At 56.8% G+C, this 2,669-nt stretch carries 1 rRNA gene; it reads left to right on the top strand.

Annotated elements, in window-relative coordinates:
* Positions 1-2,667: ribosomal RNA gene (locus tag ACGF12_RS38245) — 23S ribosomal RNA — on the top strand; the annotation flags it as partial.
* Between the last annotated feature and the right edge of the window lie 2 nt (positions 2,668-2,669).

Genomic DNA, 2,669 nt, shown 5'->3' on the forward strand with positions numbered 1-2,669 from the left:
CCCAAGTAGCACGGGGCCCGAGAAATCCCGTGTGAATCTGGCGGGACCACCCGCTAAGCCTAAATATTCCCTAGTGACCGATAGCGGATAGTACCGTGAGGGAATGGTGAAAAGTACCGCGGGAGCGGAGTGAAATAGTACCTGAAACCGTGTGCCTACAAGCCGTGGGAGCGTCGTCAGTCGGCTTGCCGGCTGGCCGTGACTGCGTGCCTTTTGAAGAATGAGCCTGCGAGTTTGCGGTGTGTAGCGAGGTTAACCCGTGTGGGGTAGCCGTAGCGAAAGCGAGTCCGAATAGGGCGGTTGAGTTGCATGCCCAAGACCCGAAGCGGAGTGATCTAGCCATGGGCAGGTTGAAGCGCGGGTAAGACCGTGTGGAGGACCGAACCCACCAGGGTTGAAAACCTGGGGGATGACCTGTGGTTAGGGGTGAAAGGCCAATCAAACTCCGTGATAGCTGGTTCTCCCCGAAATGCATTTAGGTGCAGCGTCACGTGTTTCTTGCCGGAGGTAGAGCACTGGATAGGCGATGGGCCTTACCGGGTTACTGACCTTAGCCAAACTCCGAATGCCGGTAAGTGAGAGCGTGGCAGTGAGACTGTGGGGGATAAGCTCCATGGTCGAGAGGGAAACAGCCCAGAACACCGACTAAGGTCCCTAAGCGTGTGCTAAGTGGGAAAGGATGTGGAGTCGCAGAGACAACCAGGAGGTTGGCTTAGAAGCAGCCACCCTTGAAAGAGTGCGTAATAGCTCACTGGTCAAGTGATTCCGCGCCGACAATGTAGCGGGGCTCAAGCACATCACCGAAGTCGTGTCATTGCAGCATGAAGACCTAACGGTTGCTGTGATGGGTAGGGGAGCGTCGTGTGCCGGGTGAAGCGGCCGAGGAATCGAGTCGTGGACGGTATACGAGTGAGAATGCAGGCATGAGTAGCGATACAAGAGTGGGAAACTCTTGCGCCGATTGACCAAGGGTTCCTGGGTCAAGCTGATCTGCCCAGGGTAAGTCGGGACCTAAGGCGAGGCCGACAGGCGTAGTCGATGGACAACGGGTTGATATTCCCGTACCCGCTTTGAAGCGCCAACGCTGAACCTCTTGATGCTAAGCCCGTGAAGCCGTCCCGGAGCCTTCGGGCAAAGGGAAGTGGTGGAGCCGGTGACCCAACGGGGTAGTAGGTGAGCGATGGGGTGACGCAGGAAGGTAGTCCAGCCCGGGCGGTGGTTGTCCCGGGGTAAGGGTGTAGGCCGTGAGGTAGGCAAATCCGCCTCACATTAAGGCTGAGACCTGATGCCGAGCCGATTGTGGTGAAGTGGATGATCCTATGCTGTCGAGAAAAGCCTCTAGCGAGTTTCATGGCGGCCCGTACCCCAAACCGACTCAGGTGGTCAGGTAGAGAATACCGAGGCGTTCGGGTGAACTATGGTTAAGGAACTCGGCAAAATGCCCCCGTAACTTCGGGAGAAGGGGGGCCATTCCTGGTGACGAGTCTTGCACTCTGAGCTGGGGGTGGCCGCAGAGACCAGCGAGAAGCGACTGTTTACTAAAAACACAGGTCCGTGCGAAGCCGTAAGGCGATGTATACGGACTGACGCCTGCCCGGTGCTGGAACGTTAAGGGGACCGGTTAGCTCGATTTCGGTCGGGCGAAGCTGAGAACTTAAGCGCCAGTAAACGGCGGTGGTAACTATAACCATCCTAAGGTAGCGAAATTCCTTGTCGGGTAAGTTCCGACCTGCACGAATGGCGTAACGACTTCTCGACTGTCTCAACCATAGGCCCGGTGAAATTGCATTACGAGTAAAGATGCTCGTTTCGCGCAGCAGGACGGAAAGACCCCGGGACCTTTACTATAGCTTGATATTGGTGTTCGGTTCGGCTTGTGTAGGATAGGTGGGAGACTTTGAAGCAGCAACGCCAGTTGTTGTGGAGTCGCCGTTGAAATACCACTCTGGTCGTGCTGGATGTCTAACCTGGGTCCGTGATCCGGATCAGGGACAGTGTCTGGTGGGTAGTTTAACTGGGGCGGTTGCCTCCTAAAGGGTAACGGAGGCGCCCAAAGGTTCCCTCAGCCTGGTTGGCAATCAGGTGTTGAGTGTAAGTGCACAAGGGAGCTTGACTGTGAGACTGACGGGTCGAGCAGGTACGAAAGTAGGGACTAGTGATCCGGCGGTGGCTTGTGGAAGCGCCGTCGCTCAACGGATAAAAGGTACCCCGGGGATAACAGGCTGATCTTCCCCAAGAGTCCATATCGACGGGATGGTTTGGCACCTCGATGTCGGCTCGTCGCATCCTGGGGCTGGAGTAGGTCCCAAGGGTTGGGCTGTTCGCCCATTAAAGCGGTACGCGAGCTGGGTTTAGAACGTCGTGAGACAGTTCGGTCCCTATCCGCTGTGCGCGTAGGAGTGTTGAGAAGGGCTGTCCCTAGTACGAGAGGACCGGGACGGACGAACCTCTGGTGTGCCAGTTGTCCTGCCAAGGGCATGGCTGGTTGGCTACGTTCGGGAGGGATAACCGCTGAAAGCATCTAAGCGGGAAGCCTGCTTCGAGATGAGCACTCCCACCTCCTTGAGAGGGTAAGGCTCCCAGTAGACGACTGGGTTGATAGGCCGGATATGGAAGCCCTGTAAGGGGTGGAGTTGACCGGTACTAATAGGCCGAGGGCTTGTCCTCAG

It is taken from the genome of Kitasatospora sp. NPDC048296, from assembly GCF_043201815.1.
GTDB lineage: Bacteria > Actinomycetota > Actinomycetes > Streptomycetales > Streptomycetaceae > Kitasatospora.